The 17,027-nt window shown below is 71.9% G+C and carries 15 protein-coding genes; 3 read left to right on the plus strand and 12 right to left on the minus strand.

The annotated features are described in order from the left end of the window. Window positions 1–40 precede the first annotated feature (40 nt). The 3 genes from QRX60_RS19110 to QRX60_RS19120 are packed head-to-tail and all read right to left on the minus strand — an operon-like array spanning window position 41 to window position 4,213. On the minus strand, window positions 41–1,573 hold the full coding sequence (locus tag QRX60_RS19110) for an ATP-dependent DNA ligase (RefSeq protein ID WP_286002125.1): 1,533 nt from the start codon (window positions 1,571–1,573) through the stop codon (window positions 41–43). Window positions 1,574–1,627: 54 nt separating this feature from the next. Continuing rightward, a complete protein-coding gene (locus QRX60_RS19115) occupies window positions 1,628–3,298 on the minus strand; it encodes a PstS family phosphate ABC transporter substrate-binding protein (RefSeq protein WP_286002126.1) in 1,671 nt (556 codons plus the stop codon). Between the two features lie 51 nt (window positions 3,299–3,349). Then, window positions 3,350–4,213, minus strand: a complete 864-nt coding sequence (locus QRX60_RS19120; protein WP_286002127.1) for a helix-turn-helix domain-containing protein — start codon at window positions 4,211–4,213, stop codon at window positions 3,350–3,352. A gap of 99 nt (window positions 4,214–4,312) precedes the next feature. Here QRX60_RS19120 and QRX60_RS19125 point away from each other — a divergent pair, with 99 nt between their 5' ends. Continuing rightward, window positions 4,313–5,338 carry an aldo/keto reductase gene (locus QRX60_RS19125; protein ID WP_286002128.1) on the plus strand — a complete coding sequence of 342 codons (1,026 nt, stop codon included), beginning with the start codon at window positions 4,313–4,315 and terminating at the stop codon, window positions 5,336–5,338. A 57-nt stretch (window positions 5,339–5,395) separates the two neighbouring features. Here the strand turns inward: QRX60_RS19125 and QRX60_RS19130 are convergent, their stop codons facing one another. Then, window positions 5,396–6,793, minus strand: coding sequence for a class II fumarate hydratase (locus QRX60_RS19130; protein WP_286002129.1), 1,398 nt, complete (start codon window positions 6,791–6,793; stop codon window positions 5,396–5,398). 660 nt (window positions 6,794–7,453) lie between these two features. Here QRX60_RS19130 and QRX60_RS19135 point away from each other — a divergent pair. Next, a complete protein-coding gene (locus QRX60_RS19135; RefSeq protein WP_286002130.1) occupies window positions 7,454–8,443 on the plus strand; it encodes an NAD(P)/FAD-dependent oxidoreductase in 990 nt (329 codons plus the stop codon). A 1-nt stretch (window position 8,444) separates the two neighbouring features. Here the strand turns inward: QRX60_RS19135 and QRX60_RS19140 are convergent, their stop codons facing one another. From QRX60_RS19140 to QRX60_RS19165, 6 genes are all read right to left on the minus strand, one after another. Beyond that, window positions 8,445–9,194, minus strand: coding sequence for a S1 family peptidase (locus QRX60_RS19140; RefSeq protein ID WP_286002131.1), 750 nt, complete (start codon window positions 9,192–9,194; stop codon window positions 8,445–8,447). Window positions 9,195–9,204: 10 nt separating this feature from the next. After that, the gene (glpX, locus tag QRX60_RS19145; protein WP_286002132.1) at window positions 9,205–10,260 is read right to left on the minus strand and encodes a class II fructose-bisphosphatase; all 1,056 of its coding nucleotides are present in this window, start codon (window positions 10,258–10,260) and stop codon (window positions 9,205–9,207) included. An 87-nt stretch (window positions 10,261–10,347) separates the two neighbouring features. After that, entirely contained in the window at window positions 10,348–10,575 is a 228-nt protein-coding gene (locus QRX60_RS19150; protein WP_155541053.1) for an exodeoxyribonuclease VII small subunit, read from the minus strand. Then, window positions 10,572–10,976: a hypothetical protein gene (locus QRX60_RS19155; protein ID WP_286002133.1), complete on the minus strand. Its 405-nt coding sequence runs from the start codon at window positions 10,974–10,976 to the stop codon at window positions 10,572–10,574. The genes QRX60_RS19150 and QRX60_RS19155 overlap by 4 nt, the downstream gene beginning before the upstream one ends. Continuing rightward, a complete protein-coding gene (xseA, locus tag QRX60_RS19160; protein WP_286002134.1) occupies window positions 10,973–12,220 on the minus strand; it encodes an exodeoxyribonuclease VII large subunit in 1,248 nt (415 codons plus the stop codon). Before xseA ends, QRX60_RS19155 begins: the two co-directional genes overlap by 4 nt. Continuing rightward, a complete protein-coding gene (locus tag QRX60_RS19165) occupies window positions 12,217–12,963 on the minus strand; it encodes a lipid droplet-associated protein (protein ID WP_286002135.1) in 747 nt (248 codons plus the stop codon). The genes xseA and QRX60_RS19165 overlap by 4 nt, the downstream gene beginning before the upstream one ends. A 151-nt stretch (window positions 12,964–13,114) precedes the next feature. Here QRX60_RS19165 and QRX60_RS19170 point away from each other — a divergent pair, with 151 nt between their 5' ends. Then, window positions 13,115–14,110: a 4-hydroxy-3-methylbut-2-enyl diphosphate reductase gene (locus QRX60_RS19170; RefSeq protein WP_286002136.1), complete on the plus strand. Its 996-nt coding sequence runs from the start codon at window positions 13,115–13,117 to the stop codon at window positions 14,108–14,110. A gap of 448 nt (window positions 14,111–14,558) precedes the next feature. On the opposite strand, the gene QRX60_RS19175 is transcribed toward QRX60_RS19170, so the two are convergent. After that, on the minus strand, window positions 14,559–15,470 hold the full coding sequence (locus tag QRX60_RS19175; RefSeq protein WP_286002137.1) for a DUF6542 domain-containing protein: 912 nt from the start codon (window positions 15,468–15,470) through the stop codon (window positions 14,559–14,561). 486 nt (window positions 15,471–15,956) lie between these two features. Beyond that, the gene (gene rmuC, locus QRX60_RS19180) at window positions 15,957–16,871 is read right to left on the minus strand and encodes a DNA recombination protein RmuC (RefSeq protein WP_286002138.1); all 915 of its coding nucleotides are present in this window, start codon (window positions 16,869–16,871) and stop codon (window positions 15,957–15,959) included. Window positions 16,872–17,027: the final 156 nt, after the last annotated feature.

Below are 17,027 nucleotides of genomic sequence, written 5' to 3' on the forward strand. Positions count from 1 at the left end.
ACCCCGAAGACGCGCGATGTCGTGATCGAGACTTTCGTAGTCAGCTCCCCTCCGAGCGGTCGCCGTGCAGGAGGCCGCGCACCGTGTCGATCGTGTCCGCTTCGGCCGGGTCCTTGTCCGGGCGGTAGCGGACCACCCGGGCGAAGCGCAGCGCGAGGCCACCCGGGTAGCGCGTGCTCACCTGGGCGCTGTCCAGCTCGATCTCCACCACGACCTCCGGCCGGACGTACACCGTCCAGTCGTCGCGGTGGGTTTCGATTTCCTGGAACGTCCTCGTCTGCCAGGCCAGCAGCTCGTCGGTCATGCCCTTGAACGTCTTGCCCACCATGATCGGCGGGCCGCCGTCCGGGTCGCGGGCGCCCAGGTGCAGGTTCGACAGCGTCCCCGTGCGCCGCCCGTGACCCCACTCCGCCGCGAGCACCACCAGGTCGATCGTGTGCACCGGCTTGACCTTCAGCCACGCCCGCCCGCGCCGCCCGGCCGCGTACGGCGACGCCAGGTCCTTGACCATCACACCCTCGTGCCCGGCGTCCATCGCCGCCTCCAGCACGGCCGCCGCCCCGGCCACGCCCACCTCGCCGGGGATCACGTGCGCCCCGGCGACCTTGCGCAACGCCGCATTGCGTTCGGACAGTGGCGCGTCCAGCAGGTCGACGCCGTCGAGGTGCAGGCAGTCGAAGAAGTACGGCCGCAGCAGCAGCGCCTTCACCTGCTCTTCGCGCGTGCTGCCGAACCGGCTCATCGTGTCCTGGAACGGCCGCGGCCGCCCGGCGTCGGTCAGCGCCAGCGTCTCGCCGTCCAGCACCACCGACTCGCACGGCAGCGCCCGCACGAGCTCGACCAGCTCCTGCACGCTGCCGGTGATCTCGCGCAGCGTCCGCGTCCAGACGTGCACCTCGTCGCCCTGGCGGTGCACCTGGATCCGCGCACCGTCCATCTTGTACTCGACGATCGCCTCGGCGTGCTCGGCGACCGCCTCGACCAGGGACTCCGCCGGTGACGCCAGCATCGGCTTGATCGGCGTGCCCAGCGTGAGCCGGAACTCCGCCAGCGCGGCCTGCCCGTCGGTCAGTGCCGCGACCCCGGTGACGCCGAGCTTCCCGGACAGCATGAACGCGCGCCGCACGTCCACGGCCGGCACCTCGGCCGCCGCCGCGATCGCGTCGACCATCACGCCCTCCAGCGCGCCCTGCCGCAGCTCGCCGGTGACCAGCCGGAACAGGAACTGCTGCTCGTCCTTCGTCAGCCGCTCGAACAACGCGCGCAGGATCTCCTGCCGCCGGGCCGAAGAGCCCGTGCCCGCCGCCACGCCGGCCGCCGCCGTCAGGGCCGTGTCCACTTCGACCACCGTCACGACCGGGTCGGCTGCGGGCTCCGCGCCGAGCCCGGCCAGGGTGCGCCAGCCCGCACCCAGCCTGTCCTGCGCCGTCTGCCCGGTGAGGTACGCGATCACCGTGGCCAGCTCGGCGATCTCGGCCGCGCGCAGCACCGCGGCCAGGATGGCGATCTTCGCCTTCCTGGACCTCGTCGCCGCCAGCTCGGCGGACGCCCGGACTATCTCGCTCAGCAACACCCGGACATCATGACCCGGACCACCGACAGTTTCTGATCGGCGCTGTCTCGTCGGTCAGATGTCCGGCCTGGTGCAGAGGGGGTCGAGCAGGCCGTCCTTGGCCACGCACGGCGTGTACCCGGCGTCCTGCAGCTCGGCCCGCGCGGTCGGGCTCGCCAGGTAGTCCAGGAACCGCTTCAGCACGCTCCCGTTCGCCGGCACGCCCTTGGTGTAGAGGTACTCGACGGTCCAGAACCGGTACCCGGCGCCGATCGTCGTGACGTCGGGGTAGTGGCCGTCGAGCTGCACGATCGTCACCTGCTGGTCGCGGGCGGCTGCTGTTTTGGCCGCCGGCACGTCGGCGTACCCGATCGCGCCCGGCACCGCGCCGACCTCGGTGAGCACCTCGGCGGTCGTGCCGCGCTCGCAGCGCGTGGTCGCCGCGGCCGGGTCGCGCTCCGGCTTGCGGCAGGAATCCGAGGTCAGCCGGTCCTCCGCGCCGCCGAGCACCTTCTGCTCGAACGTCTTGCGCGTGCCCGACTCCTGCCCGCGCCCGACGATCCCGATCGGCACCGACGGTCCCGGCCGCAGCTGGTCCCAGTTCCGCACCCGGCCGCTGAAGATGTCCCTGACCTGCTGGGTCGTCAGCCGGTCGACGCCGGCGGCGCGGTTGACGACCAGGCTGTACACGACCACCGCGACGGCCTTCGCCTCCAGATCGGGCCCGGCTTCCCCGGACCGGCCGTCCGAGAGCACCGCCAGCTCGTCCTTGCCCGCCGCGTCCACCGGGGCGAGCGCGCGGACCCCGGTGACACTGCCGGTCGCGTGGGTGGTGATGGCCGCGCCGTCGCACTGGCCGTGGTACTCGGCGGCGATGCTGTCGATGATCGGCACGAACGCGCTCGACCCCTCGACCGACAGCTTCCCGGCGGCGCACAGCGCGCTGTCGACGCTCGGTCGCGACCACGAGACGATCAGCGTGGCCAGCAGGGCGCCGGTCAGCAGCACCCCGACCGCCGTCGTGACGACCGGCCAGGTGATCCGGCGCTGCTTGCGGTCGTCCTTGATCCGGCCGGCGGCCAGCCGGGCGTGGTGGTCGATGTCCTTGCTGATCTCGCCGTCGTGGCCGTCGGATTCGCGCAGCACGACGACGAGCTTGAACTTCTCCTTGCGTTTCAACGAAAGCCGCGCGAACCGGACGCCGTGCCATTCGGGCGCTTCGGGTGCGGGCGTCTCCGCCAGCCGCTTGGGCAGCCACGCGCGCACCCTCGACAGCTTCGCGCCTTCGACCGGCCGCTGCGGTGTCTCGCGCGTGAAGAACTCGAGGCCGTCGCGGACGTGCTGGCGGAGGCCGTCGTCGCTGGCGTCGGACACCCGCGCGTCCCAGACGATCCGGTTGCCGAAGGTGAACGACAGCGGGATCTCGAAGTCCTCCGGCGCGATGTCGAACCCGCCGGTGTTGCGGATCCGGATCACCACCACGCTCATCCGGCTCAGCAGCCGCGCGGTCCGCTCCAGCTGCGGGTCCGCCTGGGCGGAGCCGTTCTCGCCGTCGTGCAGGTCGATCGGCGACAGGCCGATCTTGGAGTTGTAGAGCACCCGGAACGCCAGCCGGCGGCGCCGGATGAAGTAGCGGTCGATGAACGGCGCCGCGATCGCGACCAGCGCGGCGATCCCGAGGACGAGACTGCCCGAATCCGAGCTGAGGATCTCGGCGAGGGACTGCATCGTCGCGCCGACGCCCACCGTGCTGCTCCTCTACCCCCGACTCCCCAGGTGAAGCAGCCTAGGCAGCCCTCATCCGGCGTGGGGTGACGACGACCGAGTGTTCACCGGTCGTTCATCGGCGGCGACCCAGCTGGCCAGCAGGCCGAGCGCGCGTTCGGTCTCCGAGCCCGGCTCGGCGTGGTAGACCACCGTGCCCTGGTCGGGGTCCTGGGGCAGGCGCAGCGTCTCGTAGCGCAGCCGCAGCTCGCCGACGACGGGGTTCATCAGCACCTTCCACCCCTGCGCCTTCTCCCGCACCGCGTGCTCGGCCCACAGCTTCCGGAACTGCTCGCTCGCCAGCGACAGCTCGCCGATGAGCTGCGCGAACCGCGGGTCTCCCGGGTGCCTGCCGCTTTCCGCGCGCAGGTTCGCGACGAGCTCGCGGCAGACCGCGTCGTACTCCGGGTGCAGCTGCCGGGCACGCTCGTCGAGGAAGATCAGCTTCGGCATGTTGCGTTCGTCCAGGTCGGCGAAGGCGAACGCGACCGCGCCGCCGAGGGCGTTCCAGGCGAGCACGTCCAGGTACCGCCCGAAGACGAACGCCGGCGCCTGGATGGCGTCGAGCAGCTGCTGCAGTTCGGGCCGGACCCGCTGCGGTGCGCGCTCGTCCCGGCGCTTCGGCGCGGCGAGGTTGCGCAGGTAGGCCTCCTCGCCGGAGTCGAGCCGCAGGGCGCGGGCAAGCGCGTCGAGGACCGCGTCCGAGACGTTCTTCGCGCGGCCCTGCTCCAGCCGCGTGTAGTAGTCGACGCTGATGCCGGACAGCTGCGCGAGCTCTTCGCGGCGCAGGCCCTTGACCCGCCGCTGCGTGATCCCGGGCGGGAGGCCCAGGTCGGCGGGGTCGAGGGCGGCGCGGCGCGCCTTCAGGAAAGCGCCCAGCTCGGCTGCGTCACTCATGCCTCCAGTATCCCCGGCTCGCGGCTGCCCGCCTGGTACTGCCGGACCCAGGTTGAGCGTGACCTGGTCCGCCCCGCTCGCTGCTTTCACAGTGGTGGCATGAAACGACGAATTCTGGGCGGCACGGGCATCTCGGTCAGCGAGTACGCGTTCGGCGCGATGATGCTGGGCAAGTGGGGCAACCCGGACCACGAAGAGGGCGTCCGGATGCTGCACACCGCGCTCGACGCCGGCGTGAACTTCTGGGACACCGCCGACATGTACAGCGACGGCGAGAACGAGCGGATCGTCGGCAAGGCCTTGAAAGGCCGCCGCGACGAGGTCGTGCTGGCCACCAAGGGCTTCTTCCAGATGGGCGACGACCCGAACCAGGGCGGTCTTTCGCGGCGCTGGCTGACGCGTGCCCTCGACGACAGCCTCCGGCGGCTCGACACCGACCACGTCGACCTCTACCAGGTCCACCGGCCGGACCCGACGACCGACATCGAGGAAACGCTCTCGGTGCTCACGGACTTCGTGCGCGCCGGGAAGGTCCGCGCGATCGGGTCGTCGGGCTTCCCGGCCGAGCAGATCGTGGAAGCCCAGTGGGTGGCGGAAAAGCGCGGTCTGGCGCGGTTCCGCGCCGAGCAGCCGCCGTACTCGATCTTCAACCGGGCGATCGAGGCGGCCGTGCTGCCGACGGCGCGGAAGTACGGCATGGGTGTGCTGACGTGGAGCCCGCTGGCCAGTGGCTGGCTGTCCGGGAAGTACACCAAACCGTCCGATGTGGACCTTTCCGAAGGCCGCCGGACGCTGCAGGCGCACAAGTTCGACCCGGCCCTTCCGGAGAACGCCGTCAAGTTCGAGGCGATCGCGCAGCTGAAGAAGCTGGCCGACGACCTGGGCCGGCCGATGACCCACCTGGCGACGGCGTTCGTCCGGGCGCACCCGGGCGTGACGTCGGCGATCATCGGCCCGCGCACGCCGGCCCAGCTCGACGACCTGCTGGCGGGCGCCGACCTGGTGCTGGACGACGACGTGCTGGACCGGATCGACGAGATCGTCCCGCCGGGCACGGACCTCAACTCGGCCGAGAAGGACTACACCCCGCCGGCACTGGCGGACGCGCGCCTGCGCCGGCGGTAGCGAGTCACGCCCGAAGCGCCACTTTCTCTACGAAAGATGCGGCGCCTCACGCGGATTTTACTTGCCGCCGCGGGCCATGCGGAGGACGTCGAGCGCTTCGTCGAGCTGCGCTTCGGTGAGCTTGCCGTCCTTCACATAGCCGCGCTCGATGACGACCTCGCGGATCGTCTTCAGCTCCTTCAACGCCTGCTTCGCCACCGCGGCCGCCTCTTCGTAGCCGATGTACTTGTTCAGCGGCGTCACGATCGACGGCGAACCCTCGGCGTAGGTGCGGGTGCGCTCGGTGTTCACGGTGATGCCCGCGAAGACCTTGTCCGCCAGCAACCGCGACACGGCGGCGAGCAGGCGGGCCGACTCGAGGACGTTCCGTGCGATCACCGGCAGGTTGACGTTCAGCTGGAAGTTGCCCGCGGCGCCCGCGAACGCCACGGCCGCGTCGTTGCCGATCACCTGCGCGACGACCTGCAGCGTCGCCTCCGGGATCACCGGGTTCACCTTGCCCGGCATGATCGACGAGCCCGGCTGCAGGTCGGGCAGCGCCAGCTCGGCCAGGCCGGTGCGCGGGCCGGAGCCCAGCCAGCGCAGGTCGTTGGCGATCTTGTTGAGCGACACGGCGAGCGTGCGCAGGTGCCCGGACGTCTCGACGACGCTGTCCTGCGTCGCCTGCGCCTCGAAGTGGTCGCGGGCCTCGGTCAGCGGCAGGCCGGTGACGGTGGCCAGCTCGGTCGCGACGGCGTCGCCGAAGCCGTCCGGCGCGTTGAGGCCCGAGCCGACGGCGGTGCCGCCGATCGGCAGCTCGCCGAGACGCGGCAGGCCCGACTTCAGCCGTTCGATGCCGAACCGGACCTGCGACGCCCACGCGCCGGCTTCCTGGCCGAGGGTGATCGGCACAGCGTCCATCAGGTGCGTGCGGCCGGACTTCACGACGCCGGCCCACTCCGCGGCGCGGACCTCGATCGCGCCGGCGAGGTACTCGAGCGCGGGGATGACGTCCTTGACGACGGCTTCGGTCGCGGCGACGTGGATGGTCGTCGGGAAGGTGTCGTTCGACGACTGCGACGCGTTGACGTGGTCGTTCGGGTGCACGTCCCGGCCGAGCGCGCGGCTGGCGAGCGTCGCGATGACCTCGTTGGCGTTCATGTTCGACGACGTCCCCGAACCGGTTTGGAAGACGTCGATCGGGAAGTGCGCGTCGTGGGTGCCCTCGGCGACCTCGTCGGCGGCGGCCGTGATGGCGTTCGCGACGTCGGCGTCGAGCACGCCCAGCTTGAGGTTCACGCGCGCGGCGGCGGCCTTCAGCAGGCCGAGCGCGCGGATCTGGGCGCGCTCCAGGCCCCGGCCGGAGATCGGGAAGTTCTCGACGGCCCGCTGGGTCTGCGCGCGGTAGAGCGCGTCGGCCGGCACGCGGACCTCGCCCATCGTGTCGTGTTCGATCCGGTATTCCTGGTCAGCCATGACACCGATTCTGGACCTGTTCGGAAGTTACCGCGTGGTGGCGTTGCGCACCCTGCGCTCCTCGGCTGGCCGCGGCTCACGGGCCGGGTGAAGGTGCGGTAGCCAGGTGTGTGGCCGCCGGAACCCAGGAGCGACCGGCCCCCGCCCTTCCCTGGGGGGCGTCCCCTGGGCCAGTCTATCGGCGGTCACCGGCAGAACCCGGCGTTCCTGGTGGCCGGCCGCCGAGTTGTCCACAACCGCGCGAAGCTGTGGATCGGCGCCAAGCTGCTTCTGCGCTGGTGAGCGCTCCCGGCTTCGACCGGCTTCAATCGCGAAAGACAGGATCCGCCGCCGAGCAGCACGGCGAGCACCGGCAGCAGCGCGAGCACCAGGCCCGTCCGAGCCGGCCAACGCCCGGCCACGACGAGGGCCGCGAAGGCGCCGAACACGAACGCGATGAATCCTGCCGGCTCGGCCGAGGGCAGTCCGAGCGGATCGCGAGCGCGAACCAGCCGAAGAGCGCCACGATCACCGCGGTCCCGCTCAGTGCCGTCCGCCGGATACCCCGCGGTGGCCGCCGGTCGTCCGGGAGCCTGTGTCGCACGCCGTCGAGTGAACTCCGTTCCGGCTAGGATCGGCTGTGTTCTCGATCACCGCCATCCACCACTGGCTGGAGCGAGCATGACCGACGTCTCTGGGGACGCCTACGACCTCTTGATCATCGGCGCGGGCCCGACCGGCCTGTTCGCCGCTTACTACGCCGGGTTCCGCGGCCTTTCGATGGCGGTGATCGACTCGCTGCCCGAGCCCGGTGGCCAGGTGACCGCGATGTACCCCGAGAAGATGATCTACGACGTCGGCGGGTTCCCCGAGATCCGCGGGCGCGATCTCGTCGACGGGCTGGTGAAGCAGGCCGCGCCGTGGAAACCGAAGTACCTGCTGGGGCGCAAGGCCGAAAAGCTCGAGACGCTCGAAAACGGCGTCGAAGTCACCCTCGACGGCGGCGAGACGCTGCGCGCGGGCGCTGTCCTGATCACCGCGGGCATCGGCGAGTTCACCCCGCGTCCGCTGCCCGCCGGCGACGGCTGGCTCGGCCGCGGCATGGTCCACTTCGTCCCCTCGTTCGACGCCCACGCGGGGCAGCACGTCGTGATCGTCGGCGGCGGCGACTCGGCCTTCGACTGGGTGCTCGCGCTGCACCCGGTCGCGGCGAGCGTGACGCTCGTGCACCGCCGCGCCAAGTTCCGCGCCGCCGAGTCCATCGTCCGGCAGGCCCGCGAGCTCGGCGTCCGGATCATCACCGACGCCGAGGTCACGCGGTTCGTCGAGGACTCGAGCGGTGCACTGGAAGCCGTCGACGTCTCGGCGAAGGGCGCCGGCGAGGAGCGGCTGCCGGCCAACGCCGTCGTCGCGGCGCTCGGGTTCACCGCCGACCTCGGCCCGATCGAGAGCTGGGGCCTGGAGATCGACCACCGCGCCATTCCGGTCGATTCGACGATGGCGACCGCGCGCGCACGCGTCTACGCCGCCGGTGACGTCGCCGCGTACCGGGGGAAGGTCAAGCTGATCGCGACCGGCTTCGGCGAGGCCGCGACGGCCGTCAACAACATCGCCGTCCTGCTCGACCCGGACGCCCACCTGTTCCCGGGCCACTCGAGCAACGCCGAGTAGCTCAGGCCTTCGTCTTCTCCGCGATCCACGGCGCGTAGGCGACGACGGACGTGTAGATCGACGGCGCCGACGCGCACACGGGATCGTTGTTGCCCGGCCGGCTGGTGACGCCCACGAGCAGCCAGTGGTCGCCGTCGTGGACGATCTCGGGCCCGCCGGAGTCGCCGAAGCACGCCCCGGCCTTGTCCCCGGGGTTGTCCGTGCACAGCTCGGCCGTGCCGTCGAACACCGACGTGCACTTCGCGCCTTCGACGATGTGCGTGTCGAGCTGCTGCAGCGTCGTGGGGATCTGGCCGCAGTTCACCTTCGGGCAGGTCTGGCCCCAGCCGAGGATGCGGGTGGCCGTGCCCGGCGCCGCGGCCGTCGCGAGCGCGATCGGCGCGGCTTTGGCCGGCGTCGCCAGCCGCAGCAGCGCGATGTCGCCCGCCGGGCTCTGGGTGTTGAACGCCGGGTTCACGACGATGCCGGCGACCTGGCCGACTTCGCCGCCCTGGCCCACGTCATTCGTGCCCGCCCGCACGGAGATCGCGGGCGGGGTCTTGTCGAACGCGCAGTGCGCGGCCGTCACCACCCAGGTGGGAGCGATCAGCGCGCCGGCACAGAACAGTTTGCCCGTCGAGGAGTGCAGCGACACCGCGAACGGGTACGGCTGATCCGCGTCGCCGCCCCCGACGATGGCGGGTTCGGCCGACGCGGTGGCGGGGATCGAGGCGAACAGCAGGACCAGCAGGGCCAGTAGTCGCCTGGGCACGGAACTCCTTCTACGGCAGCGGGGGAACGACGTCGTCGTCGGGCGTGTCCAGGTGGCCGTCGAAGTTGACCGAGGAGTACGCCCGCAGCTTGGTGAGCCGGTGGTAGCCGTCGATCATTCTGACGGTCCCGGACTTGGACCGCATCACGATGGACTGCGTCGTCGCGCCGCCCTCGCGGTAGTGGACCCCGCGCAGCAGGTCGCCGTCGGTGACGCCGGTGGCGCAGAAGAACACGTTGTCGCCGGTGACCAGGTCGTCGTTCAGCAGCACGCGGTCGAGGTCGTGCCCGGCAGCGATGGCCTTCTCGCGCTCGGCGTCGTCCTTCGGCCACAGCCGGCCCTGCAGCTCCCCGCCGAGGCACTTCATCGCGCAGGCCGCGATGATGCCCTCGGGGGTGCCGCCGATGCCGATCAGCATGTCGACGCCGGTGGTCGGGCGGGCTGCGGCGATCGCGCCCGCGACGTCGCCGTCGGAGATGAAGCGGATCCGTGCGCCGGCGTCGCGGACCTCCTTGATGATCTGCTCGTGGCGCGGGCGGTCCAGGATGCACACGGTGACGTCGCCGACGCTGCTGTGCTTCGCCTTGGCGACCCGCCGGATGTTCTCCGCGATCGGCGCACCGAGCTCGACCTTGCCCGCCGCCTCCGGCCCGACGGCCAGCTTCTCCATGTAGAACACCGCGGACGGGTCGAACATCGCGCCGCGCTCGGCGACCGCGAGCACCGCGAGGGCGTTCGGCATGCCCTTGGCCATCAGCGTCGTGCCGTCGACCGGGTCGACCGCGACGTCGCAGTCGGGCCCGTCGCCGTTGCCGACCTCCTCGCCGTTGAACAGCATGGGCGCTTCGTCCTTCTCGCCCTCGCCGATCACCACGACTCCGCGCATCGACACCGTCGACACCAGCTGGCGCATCGCGTCGACGGCCGCGCCGTCCCCGCCGATCTTGTCACCGCGGCCGACCCAGCGGCCGGCCGCCATCGCGGCGGCCTCGGTCACGCGGACCAGCTCCATCGCGAGGTTGCGGTCGGGTGCTTCACGGCGTTGTGGGGCGCTGGGGGTCGTCATGCGGGCCTCCCGGAGAAGCGGAGTTCGGCGGACGCCCAGTCTCTCAGATACCGCGGGTCGGTCCAGTCGCCCGCGGCATGGCAAACGTCACTGGCCGTCGCCGGTTTCGTCCTCCACGGACGCCAGAGCGGCCTCGATGCGCTCGCGCGCGCCTTCGAGATGGCGCTCACAGACCTTCGCGAGCTTCTCGCCCTTCTCCCACAGCGCGAGCGACTGCTCCAGGGACAGGCCGCCGGCTTCCAGCTCGCGGACGACCTCGACGAGGCGGTCGCGGGCCTGCTCGTAGCCGAGTTCCTCGCTGGCTGCTTCACTCACGCTGGGCGTTCTCCGACCTTCCGGCTTGGGCTGTGCGCGCACACTACCGCGCTGGCCATCGCGTGGTCGTACCCGACGAACGCCAGGGCGAACTCCTGTCCGTCACCCTCCGCGATCGCCTCTTCGAGGTTTTCCTGTGCGCCCGCCACCCGCTTGCGGTGCCCGGCGCCCTCGGCGAACCACCAGCGCGAGCCGACCTGCGTCGACGTCGCCTCGGACAGCCGCCGCAGCTGCGGCCCCAGGCCGCGGCGGGCGGCGCCGCCACAGCCGGCGAGCAGCGCCGTCCAGCACTCGGCAGCCGCCCGGTCGGTGCGCATCGCCTGGTCCAGCAGCGGACGCGCGCCCAGTCGCCGGGCCGCGTCCAGGGTGAGGGGGAGGAACGTCGCCGCCTTCAGCGTCACCCCTGTGCTCCTTCCGCCACCGCGCCGATCGCACCGTCGCCCACGCGCACGCGCAGCTGGGCACCGGCCTCGACTTCGGAGACGGAGCGGAGTACCTGGAGGTTGCCTTCGGCGTCGAGGAACTGCACGACCGCGTAGCCGCGCGCCAGCGTCGCGGCCGGGCCGAGCGCCGTGAGCCGGGCCCGCGCGCTCGCGAGCTCGGCCTGGTCCTTGGCGAGCAGCGTCAGCATGGCGCGGCGCGCGCGTTCGCGGTGGACGTCGACGTCGTCCTGGCGCCGCTGGACCGGGCCGAGCGGGTCGGCCAGCGACGGGCGGCTGCGCAGCTGGGTCAGCAGGCGCGTCTGCGTGTCGACCCAGCCGTGCAGGGCGCGGCGCCCGCGGTCGCGCATCTGCCGGACCCGCTCGGTCTCCTCGCGGTGGTCCGGCACGATCCGCTTGCTGGCGTCGGTCGGAGTCGAGCAGCGCAGGTCGGCGACGTAGTCGAGCAGCGGGGTGTCCGGCTCGTGCCCGATCGCGCTCACCACCGGCGTGCCCGCCGCCGACACCGCGCGGCAGAGCGCCTCGTCGGAGAACGGCAGCAGGTCCTCGACGCTGCCGCCGCCGCGGGCGATGACGATGACGTCGATCTCGGGGTCAGCGTCGAGGATGCGCAGCGCGCGCATGACCTGCGGGACGGCCTGCGAGCCCTGCACGGCGGTGTTGATGACCTTGAACCGGACGTGCGGCCACCGCGTTTGGGCGTTGACCAGCACGTCCCGCTCGGCCGCCGACGCGCGGCCGGTGATCAGCCCGACGCCCTTCGGCAGGAACGGGATCGGCCGCTTGCGCTGCGCCGAGAAGAGGCCTTCGGCGGTCAGCAGCTTCTTCAGGCGCTCGATCCGCGCCAGCAGCTCACCGACGCCGACGGCGCGGATCTGGTCGGCGCGCAGGCTGATCGTGCCGCGGCCGAAGAAGAACGACGGCTTCGCGTGCACGACCACGCTGGCGCCTTCGCGCAGCGGCGGCTCCATCTCGCGGATCAGCCAGTTCGGGCAGGTCACCGACATCGAGACGTCCGCCGACGGGTCGCGCAGCGTCAGGAACGCGGTCTGCGTGTTCGGCCGGGAATTGACCTGCGTGACCTGGCCTTCGACCCAGACGCTGCCGAGCCGGTGGATCCAGTCACCGATCTTGCGCGCGACCGTGCGGACCGGCCACGGGTTTTCGGCGGTGCTCGCGGGGGCCTGGGCGGACTCGGTGCTCACTGGCCTTCCGTGCCGTGTTCCTCGGCTTGTTCGGCCTTGCGGGCGTTGGCGATCCGGCGGGACAGCATCCCGGTGAAGGACGAGCGGTCGGCGTGCGCGCGCTCGTACTCGAGGATCGTCTCGAGCTGGGGGATCGAGAGCTGGCGCAGGCGGGCCCGCAGCTGCGGGAGGGTGAGCTGGTCGTAGCCGGTCAGCCCGGCGGGACCGTCGTACCCGGCGGCGCTGGTCCGTGGGGTGTCGGTCTTGGACTTGTCGGCCTTCGGCGTGCCGGGCTTGGGGGTGCGCGGCGCCTCGTCCTGCTTCTCGCCGTCGTCGGCACCGCTGTCGTTCTCGCCGTCGGCGTGGTTCTCGGCGAGCGCGCGTTCCTCCTCGGCCCACGGATCGCCCAGTTCCGCTTCGAGTTCGGCTGCTGACGGAATGTGACCGTTGATCTCCGAGCGCGGCTCGGGCACGTCGGCGACCGGCGTCAGGTTCGGCCGCGCGGGCGGGACGGGGGCCTCGATGTCCTCGTCGAAGGTCGCCCAGCTGGGCGCGTCCTCGACGGGGCGCAGGCTCGACAGGGCGTTGTCGCCCTTGATCGCCAGCTCGGTGACGTGCTGCTGCACCCGCATGGAGGCCTGCAGCACCTGGCTGACGACGGTCACCGGGAGTCCGGCGAGCTGCCGGGGAAGCTCACGAACCCGCTCGGCGGTGCTGACGGCGAGGCCCGCGGCGACCCGGAGGGGGAGCGGGAATGGCTTCATACGTCTAGCCTGCCGCATATCCGCCATCCTGCCCAACCGAACGGGTGGGTCCGGGCGCAATGCGTGACGCCGGGCACAGCACGGTAGGGGGACGAAGCTCACCCGAAAGGGACTTCGAGTTCGTCTCGGGACTGCCCGTACCCTGGGGGCCATGAGTTCAGCGAGTCCCGGAATCGAGCCCGCGGGTACCCCGACGATCACCGGCACCGCTTCCGGCAAGCGGGTGCTGCTCGCCAAACCCCGTGGTTACTGCGCCGGCGTCGACCGCGCGGTGATCGCCGTCGAGAAGGCCCTCGAGGTCTACGGCGCCCCGGTGTACGTCCGCAAGGAAATTGTGCACAACCGGCACGTGGTCGAGACGCTGCGCGAGCGTGGCGCGATCTTCGTCGACGAGACGTCCGAGGTGCCCGAGGGCGCGCTGGTGGTGTTCTCCGCCCACGGCGTCTCGCCGATGGTGCACGCGGAGGCCGCGGACCGGAACCTGCGCACGATCGACGCGACCTGCCCCCTGGTGACGAAGGTGCACAAGGAGGTCAACCGCTTCGCGAAGGACGACTACGACATCCTGCTGATCGGCCACGAGGGTCACGAAGAGGTCGAGGGCACGGCCGGCGAGGCGCCGGACAAGGTCCAGCTGGTCGACAAGGCGGAGGACGTCGACAAGGTCGAGGTGCGCGACCCGTCGAAGGTGATCTGGCTGTCCCAGACGACGCTCTCGGTCGACGAGACGATGGAGCGCGTCGACCAGCTCCGCGAGCGCTTCCCGGGCTTGGCGGACCCGCCGAGCGACGACATCTGCTACGCGACGACGAACCGCCAGGTCGCGGTCAAGGCGATGGCGGCCGAGTGCGACCTGGTCCTGGTGGTCGGGTCGACGAACTCGTCCAACTCGAAGCGCCTGGTCGAGGTGGCCCTGAAGGCCGGCGCCCGCGCGTCCTACCTGGTCGACTTCGCGCACGAGGTCGACGAGGCCTGGCTCGACGGCGTGACGACGGTCGGGGTGACGTCCGGGGCGTCGGTGCCGGACGAGCTGGTGATGGAGCTGCTCACCTGGCTGGCCGAGCGGGGTTACGGCGACGTCGACGAAGTGACCACGGCCAACGAGAAGATCACCTTCGCGCCGCCGAAGGAGCTGCGGAAGGTCTGAGTTTCAGGTCGGTTCGGCGGCGGGTCGCGAGTGCGGCCCGCCGCCGAACTGCGTTGCGGGACTGCGCGGGCCGAGTTCGGTCTTCGAGCACGCGAGTCTCGCTCGCGGTCACGCGAGTGCGGGTTTTGAGCACGCGAGTTCCGTTCGCAGTCACGCGAGTTCGGGCTACGGGCCCGGCTGGCCGAAGTCCTCGACGAGGGCCGGGCCGCGGGCGAGTTGCCCGTCGGCCTGGATCCCGCGCGCTGGCCGCCACCGTTGTCGCCGTCCTGCTCAAAAGCACGCGAGTCCCGTCCGCGGTCACGCGAGTGCGGGCTTTGAGCACGCGGGTTCCGTCCGCCGTCACGCGAGTTCCGCCTCTGATCACGCGAGTTCCGGCGGCGATCACAGGCGCTGGCACCGCGAAAAGGCGGTCACCTTCCGCGGAAGGTGACCGCCTTTGCGGTGGTCGTCAGCGCTCTTCGTCGTCCCAAGGACGGTTCCGGCGCGGCGGGGCGCCTCGCCCCCCGGACGGGCGGCGGGGTGGAGGCGTGTCGCGGCCGTCTTCCGCGGGCGGGCGTGGGCGTCGCCGGGGGGCGTCGCCGCCGCTGCGGCGGCGGGGGTCGCTCTCCGCCGGGGGCGGTGTGCGGCGGCCTGCCGGCGGTGGCTTGCGTGCGCCGCGGTCGCGTTCGGCCGGGGCGCCGGCGCGCGGGGCACGGCGTTCGCCGTCCGCGGGCGGCCTCGGCCGCCGCGGCGGTTCGCCGTCTCGGCCGCGCCGGGCGCCCTGGGGCAGCGGCGTCTGGCCGGTGCGGTTCGACCCGGGCGGCCGCGGACGGCCGCCGGCCGACGTCGCCGCAGCACGCGTCGACGGCTTCTCGTCGTCCTCGTCCGCTCGGCGGCGGTCGGCCTTGCCCTTCTTCGGAGCGTCCGGGTCGCGTTCGCGGAAGATCCGGACGAACCCGATCAGCAGCGTGATGCCGGTGGTGATCGCCATGATCGGGAAGCCGTTGATCAGCGGGGTGCCGATGCTCAGCACCTTCGAGAGCATGTCGTCGCCCTCGGAACCCGAGGTCAGCAGGATCACGCCGGGCACGGTCACGGCCAGCACCAGCGGCGGCATGACCATCGGCCCGAACAGCCCGCGGCGCCGGACCGCGCAGACCGCGATCACGGCCCCGGCGATGTAGAGGACGGTGAAGATCACCGGGATGGTGCTCTGGCTCGGCTTGCCGATGAGGGCGCCTACGACCGCCAGGCCGAAGCCGACCAGGACCGCCGCCCACCACGGCAGCCCGCGCCTCGAACCGACGACAGGACGCTCGTCCCACGGCACGGGGACGTCGTCGGCATCTGGATCGCTCTGGCGATCGCGAATCGCGGTCACAACACAACACCGTATCTCGTGGTTGTGAAGATCTTGCCAGCACCGCCGCCGACGTGGGTGGACCGCCACCCGGCGGCGTGACCGAGGGGTCCCGCCGGGTGCTGCTGTGGTGTGGTCCGAACCTGGGAAAGCGCTGCCGGGTTTGTCTCCTTTCCGTGGCAAGGGTACGCGCGTCGTCGCAGGTGGGAGGCTTGCGTGAGGTTGTCCCGCAGGTCCGCGGGCCGGTCGGCCGAAGGGGCGGATCCGGCGGTCGCCTCGGCCATGGGCCGGGTCGGCGATGGTGACCAGGCCGGCTTTCTGCTCACCGGCAGGCGGCCACCTCCGGCGAAGGACCGAACGAACCCGGCGGACGGTCGGTTCGGTGCTTTCCGACCGCGGACTTCGTCCGCACGCTGCCGTGCTCACGCGCGGCCGGCGCGTAGATCCCGACGCGCCGTCGCCGCCGTGGGCTCGCCGGGCAACGGCCGGCCGCCCGAGCCGCTCCGCTCAGCTGGCCGCCAGTTCGTCCCCCTTCCGCACCTGGGGAACCGCCGCCGGACTGCCCGCCGCGTCCGTCAGCGGTGCCACGGTCGCCCGGAACGTCTCCAGCGCCTCCAGCTCCCGCCGTCGCGCCGACAGGAACCGTTGGAGGTGCGTGCTCGACAGGTTGAGCGCCTCCACCGCACCGCCCGCCGCCCGGTGCGCGGCCGCCGCCCCGGTGCGCACCTGCTCGACGTCGGCCTCCAGCGTCCGGTCGCTCGCCGCGAACAACGCCGCCGAGGCCAGCACCCCGAACCCGGTCGGCCCGCACAGGAACACCCGCCGGTCGATGAGCCAGCGCAGCAGCTCCGGGTCGGTGTCCAGCGCCGCGACCACGGCGGCGTCGGACGGGACGAACATGATCGTTCCGTAGATCGCGTCGGCCCAGCGCTGGTAGCCCTTGCCGGCCAGCTCGGCCGCCCGGGAGCGGACCTGCCGGACGTGCGCGCGCAGCGCGTCGATCCGCTCGTCCGGGTCGTTGGTCTCCACCGCCTCCGCCCAGATCGCCATGCTCGCCTTCGCGTCCACCGGCACCGTGCGGTCGCCGCCCACCCGCAGCACCATGTCCGGTTTCGCCGAGCCGCCGCCCCCCACGTCCGTCTGCAGGGTGAAGTGCAGGTTCTCGCGCAGCCCGAGCGCCCGCGCCGTCTCCACCAGCACCTGCTCGCCCAGTTCGCCACGCCCGCTGATCGAGGCGAACGCGACCTCGTAGCGGCGCAGCGCCAGCTGCTGCTGGTCCGACTTCGCCCGCTCGGCCGCCACCAGCCGGGCCGCCGCGTCCGCCCGGCGCATCCCGTCGTTGTAGAGCCGCCACAGCACCGCGACGGCGAACAGCAGCAGAACCGCGAGCACGATCGCCGCGGTGGTCAGCACCGTCGCCACTTCCGCCTCCTCCCTCCGGGCCGCCTGGTTCGGACCGCGCAGACATCATGGCGGACAGCACCGACAAAAACCGCGCCGATCCGTCGCTCTGGGTAGCTGACCTGCGAACAAACCGGATCCACGCAGGGCGTGTCCGAACCGGCACGCTCGTGTTAG

Source organism: Amycolatopsis mongoliensis, from assembly GCF_030285665.1.
Classification (GTDB): Bacteria; Actinomycetota; Actinomycetes; order Mycobacteriales; family Pseudonocardiaceae; genus Amycolatopsis; species Amycolatopsis mongoliensis.